The sequence below is a fragment of the Pseudomonadota bacterium genome, from assembly GCA_010028905.1.
Classification (GTDB): domain Bacteria; phylum Vulcanimicrobiota; class Xenobia; order RGZZ01; family RGZZ01; genus RGZZ01.
The window spans coordinates 1-5,341 of sequence record RGZZ01000353.1 but is presented as its reverse complement, the minus strand read 5'-3'; the positions used below and the strand labels follow the sequence as shown (position 1 = coordinate 5,341).

At 66.2% G+C, this 5,341-nt stretch carries 4 protein-coding genes; 3 read left to right on the top strand and 1 reads right to left on the bottom strand.

Features of this window, described 5'->3' with window-relative positions; translation table 11 throughout:
- Window positions 1-6 precede the first annotated feature (6 nt).
- Window positions 7-792 (top strand): hypothetical protein, encoded by a 786-nt coding sequence (locus EB084_18835; GenBank protein ID NDD30319.1) that lies wholly within the window; start codon window positions 7-9, stop codon window positions 790-792.
- A 34-nt stretch (window positions 793-826) separates the two neighbouring features.
- On the opposite strand, the gene EB084_18830 is transcribed toward EB084_18835, so the two are convergent.
- Complete coding sequence (locus EB084_18830) at window positions 827-2,029, bottom strand: hypothetical protein (GenBank protein ID NDD30318.1); 1,203 nt, start codon at window positions 2,027-2,029, stop codon at window positions 827-829.
- Here EB084_18830 and EB084_18825 point away from each other — a divergent pair.
- Together EB084_18825 and EB084_18820 are read left to right on the top strand one after the other, a co-directional pair.
- Window positions 2,004-4,610: a hypothetical protein gene (locus EB084_18825; protein NDD30317.1), complete on the top strand. Its 2,607-nt coding sequence runs from the start codon at window positions 2,004-2,006 to the stop codon at window positions 4,608-4,610. The two genes, EB084_18830 and EB084_18825, sit on opposite strands and share 26 nt — an antisense overlap.
- Before the next feature lie 48 nt (window positions 4,611-4,658).
- Window positions 4,659-5,341 (top strand): hypothetical protein (locus EB084_18820; protein ID NDD30316.1); only part of this gene is annotated, 683 nt, incomplete at its 3' end.

The following is a 5,341-nucleotide window of genomic DNA, read 5'->3' as shown; positions in this document are numbered from 1 at the left end:
TTCGATGTGATCGACACGCGGCCCCCCAGCCCCCTTGAGCTCTACCTCCCCCACACAGGGCTGATGCTGGGCAAGCTCGTCCGCAGCGCAAAGGTCTTCTCGAGCTTCTACTACATCGAGGAAGGCACCCACGCGGTCGACTACTGGCGGCAGTTCGTGAACGTCTCTGTGGGCGACTGGCAGGTCGATATAGCGCAGCTTGAAGCAATCCTGCGCGAAACAGGCCTGCTGGAACGGCTGCAGATCGATGACCTGAACGAGGTCAACCGATGCGGCGCGGTCTGGTTCGACAGCCGCTCACCCCGCTACGGCGGCGCCTACGCGGCGGTCTCCAGCTCGTTCCCGGACATGAAGAAGGTCACGCTCTTCCGCAACTGGGCGCAGATGCGAACACTCCCGCTGCCCGACACCTGGCTGTGCATGGTGCCCATGATCTTCGAGCTGCTGCTGAGCTGCCCCGACAATGAGCGCCGCTACGCCTACGCCAGGAAGATGATCGACACCGTGGCGCAGATCCACGCCAAGGCCCAGGCGGCAGGCAAGCTGCTGGTCGTGAAGCTCCACCCCATCGACTATCAGCGACTTCCCGACGAGATCAAGACGGCGCTGATCGGGGCGGCCTTCGATTTTCCGACGTTCATGGCCCAGATGCCCCTCGACACGAACCTCGAAGCCGCGCTGCTCGGGTTCGAGCACTTCTTCACCATCGGAGAGTCGACTGCGGTGCGCTACGTCAGTGCATTCCGCGACGCAAGCGAGCACACGCACATCGACTTCCCCGCGCGCCCGTAGCCGACGAGGCGGCCACCGAACCGCCACCAGCCCGCTATCCCAGCAGAACCTCCACCAGCTTGCGCGTCTCGCCCAGCAGGGTGCGAAGCTTTCGCTTGCAGGCCACCACGGCATCGCGATCAACCTCCACCCATTCGCCCCGAACCAGGGGTCGACCGATGACGTCACGCATCACGGCGTCGGCAGCCACGAAAGCCTCGTCGCTCACGCGCCCCTCCGGGAAGCAGAGATGACGCGCACTGACCGCCGCGCAGAGCAATGCATGAAGGCGGGTAGACGCCACGCTGGCATGTGACTGAAGTGCGTCGATGAAGCGGTCGACCTGCACTGCACCCAATGCATTCGCGACGAGCCAGGCGTCAGCGTCAAAGGGCGTTTCGAGGGAGCCCGCCCCCATGCACAGCCCATCGAGCGCCCAGGGGCCCACGGGAACCACGTTCTGACGCCCCGCAGCGAAGCGCTGCACGTCGCTGTCGCTGCGAGCCAGCCAGACGGTGAGACCATCGAGCAGCGCGCCGAAATCAGGGTCAGGCGTCACGGGCGCGCCAAAGACCCCCACCGTGCGCGGCGCGGCGGCAAGATACGGCAGCACGTCTCGGGCCTCACCTAGGGTCAACGCGCCCCCAAGCCCGAGTACAGCGAGATGGAAATCGCCTTCCGGGACCGCGTCTCCCGCCTCGATGCACGAGAGCGAGGCGTGTGCCGGCAGCACCGACTGCAGCGCGCGAAGGCCCAGGCGCGCATCCAGCGATTCAACGCCCTCTCTCGCGCCAGCGCCGTGACCCTGTGCGACCACCAGCACCCGACGCTCCTGCACCTGAGGCTGCGGCTGTGGACGCAGGCTGAGCACCACCTGCGTGTCGTCGAGGCGCGTGCCCACGTGGGCGTGAAAGCCCGCCTGCAGCGCGCTGACCAGCAGCTGCTCGGTGCTGAGATGGTTCACCCAGCCCATCGCCGCCCGATCGAGATCGGGGGCGAGATCAACCGATGCGTAGGTGACCACCACGGGCAGGTTGGCCTGCCGCAATCGGCTGAAGAAGCCCGGCACGTCGCGCACATGCTCGAGGGCGCCCAGCACGGTGATGAGGTCGGCCCCCTCAAACCCAGGCATCTCTCCTGCGCTGATGTCGACGCGCTGCGTACGCGCGTCACGCGGTTCAGCATCGCAAGGCAGGTAGGTGCACCCGAAGGGCAGGAACCGCTCGAGCGCCATGTCGCCCGCACCGATGTCGAGCACGCGCGTCCCCGCAGGAATGAAGGTGAAGGCGACGATGCGGGCACGCTCATCGCGCGGAGACGTCAGCGAAGGCGGTTCGGTCTGTGTCACACCGTCGAGAGTACCGCGCGCCATCAACGATCTCCTCGCACAGCACCGCGACGGGGGACTTTGCACAGGAACGCGAGAAGCACGCCTCATGGGCCGCAAGCAAGACACCTCACGTCACGCCAAGGTGCGCAAGCGCTTCGCCGGGCCGGCGCAACCATCAGACAGCGCCTCGCTGTCGAGCGTCCCGGATCTGCTGGCACAAGAGCGCTACACAGAGGCCTTCGTGATTCTCGAGAAGGCCGTCAGCGAACGACCGAACGACGCCGCTCTCCTGCTGCGCGTGGGGAAGGTGCTCAAGCAGTATGGCAACAAGGAACGGGCGGTTTCGCTTCTCGAGACGGCGTCACGCCTGAAGCCAGGAGACCTCTCAACCCTCATCGAGCTCGGCTTCGCCTACCAGAACACCAAACGCCTTTCCCAGGCCGAGGAGGTGGCCCAACGCATTCTCGCCCTCGACGCGAGCAATGTCGACGCCGCTGGCCTGATCGGCACCATCTGTCAGGCCGAGGGACGTTTCGAAGACGGCCTCGACGTCATTCGCAAGGCCCTCGCGCGCACCCCCGGCAACCCCTATCTGCACTGGCGCCTCGCCAGCCTGTACCAATCCGCCGGTGAGAGCGACGCAGCCGACGAGTACTACCGAAAAGCACTCACAGCCGCCCCAGACAGCCCCAGCCTTCGCTATGACCACAGCCTGCTGCTGCTGACGATGGGTCGCTTCGAGGCCGGATGGCGCGAATATGCGCACCGCTTCCAGGGTCAAGGGCTGATTGCGCGACGCATCGCGGGCACCCCGTGGCAGGGTGAACCGCTCCCCGACGGACGGCTGCTGCTTCAATACGAGCAAGGCCTGGGCGACATGCTGCAGCAGGCGCGCTACATCCCCCTGATTCTGCAGCGACTGTCGCAAGGCAGCAGCCCGTCTGGCGCGGCAACCCTGTTCGTGATGTGCCAGCCCGAGCTGAAGCGACTGCTCGCGCGCAACTTTCCAGAGGTCACAGTCATCGATCGAGAAGAGGCCGAGCAGCGCGCATCGTCGTTCACCCGCGTCTGTTCGGTCTTCGAGCTGCCGCGACTCTTTCACCCCACCGAGGGCACGCCGGATGCACCGGTTCCCTACCTGACCGCTGCGACAAGCGCGTGGCCGTCACGACTCGAGAGCAACCGACGCCTGACGGTGGGCCTGATCTGGGCCGGGAGTCCCACCCATGCCAACGACCGGCTTCGCTCGCTCTCCCTCGACGAACTGGCCCCTCTCTTGCAGACCGAGGGGGTCACGTTCGTCTCGCTGCAGATGGGCCCGAAGGCGCTTTCAAAAAGCCTCCCCCCGACAGCAGTGACCATGCTCGATCCGACACCGCTCATCACCGATTTCGAAGACACCGCCGCCATCTTGTCGAGCCTCGATCTCATCATCACCGCCGACACGTCCGCCGCACACCTGGCCGGCGCCCTCGGTCGCCCGACGTGGATCTTCATTCCGAGAAACCCGGACTGGCGATGGATGTACGATCGGGACGACTCCCCGTGGTATCCCAGCGTGCGGCTGTTCCGGATGCGCAAGGGGGAGACCTGGACGGCGGTGGTCGAGCGCATGACCCTGGCGCTGCAAGCGTTTGTGACACAGCAGCAGGCCAGGTGTCACGAGAGCGCTGCAACCGCGGTCGAAGCGACGCCCATCGCGCCGCTGCCCGACGCACCGTGCGCGCCGGCCGCGCCCGCATCGCCACGCCTGCCCCGGGTTCTGGTGGTTCCCCTGAGCGAGGTGAACCAGCCATCGACGACGCTCGGGCTGCGCGCCGTGAAGCGACTTCTGCCCGTCGATGCACAGGTGCGCGTAGCTGCGCTCGACACCCTGCCAGACGATGAAGAGATTCACGACAGCGACCTCGTCATCGTGGGCGTGGGGGACGACCTCACCCCGGCACTCGCCCGCAACCGTGCGCTCCACGCACTGCTGCAGAGAGGGGCACGGGCCGTGGGCATCTTCGGCACGCGCGAGGCCGAAGGCATCGATCCTGCCACCATGTCCACGCTGCTCGACGCACTGCAGATCTGGATGGCACGCAGCGGGGAAGACGTTTCACTGTTCGGACGGGGACGCGCCAACGTGGTCCATCTGGGACACTGGTTGATCAACGCGGTGCCCCTGCACGAAAGCACGAACCCCGTCCCCATCGTGGCGGGCGATCCGTCGGGTACCCCCCCCGATGTGAACGCCCTCACGGAGATGGTGATGGCATTCACCGATCTGCGTGCCACCACACCGCTGTCGCTTCTCCTCGGCCTGAGCTCGGCGCGACGCGTTCGCTGGGACACAGCCGATGAGGCCATCGACGCCCTCATGCTCGACGTGTTCGGGCAGCGATACGAACAGGGACAGTGGATCAACATCGACCGCAAGGCCGTGATGGCATACCGGTGGCGTCTGCGAACCCTCGAGACCGAGCTTGCCACCCTGCTCGGAAGTCTTCTGTGCGCGCCGAGATGAGGCGCTTTCGAGGGACTTCGCTGAACGCGACGAGAAGTACCCTTCGCCATGGCCCCTCGACCTCCCGGCAAGCACAAGGCCAGAACCCGCCCTCGCTTCGCTGACGCTGCAGAACCCACGGGTCACACCGCCATCTCGCAAGCCGAGGCGCTGCTCGCACAGAACCGTGCAGCGGACGCCCTCGAGGTCCTCGACAGCGCCATCGCGACGGCGCCCACCGATGGCGCGCTGCTGATCGCGGGCGCCCTGCTCCACAAGAAGCACGGCAACAAGGACCGCGCCGTCGCTCTCTTCGAAGCCGCCGCCGAGCCACCCCCACCGCAACCATCGCTGCTGGCCCATCTCAGCAGCGCCTACCTGAGCGTGGGTCGCACGGCCGAAGCCGAGAGAACGGCGCACCAGGCGCTGGCCCTCGACCCAGACAACGTGCTCGCGCACTGCACCCTCGGCGCGATCTGCCTCAATGCGGGCCGCTACGAAGAAGGCATCGAACGGCTGAACGCACTGCTCGCCCGCGACCCGGAACAGGCGCTGGCGCACTGGCACATCGGGGGTCTGTACCAGGCCGTGAGCCAGCCTGAAGACGCTGCGCATCATTATCGTGAGGCGCTGCGACTGGCGCCGAACAGCCCCAACATAAGGCTCGATCACGGTCTCCTGATGCTGAAGATGGGAGACTTCGAGAGCGGCTGGCCCGCATACCTGAGTCGTTTCGAAGCAATGGGGTTGAA

Excerpts from the sequence above, each read along its gene's own strand:
- EB084_18825 (NDD30317.1), top strand. The coding sequence starts at position 2,004 with ATGTCGCCCGCACCGATGTCGAGCACGCGCGTCCCCGCAGGAATGAAG.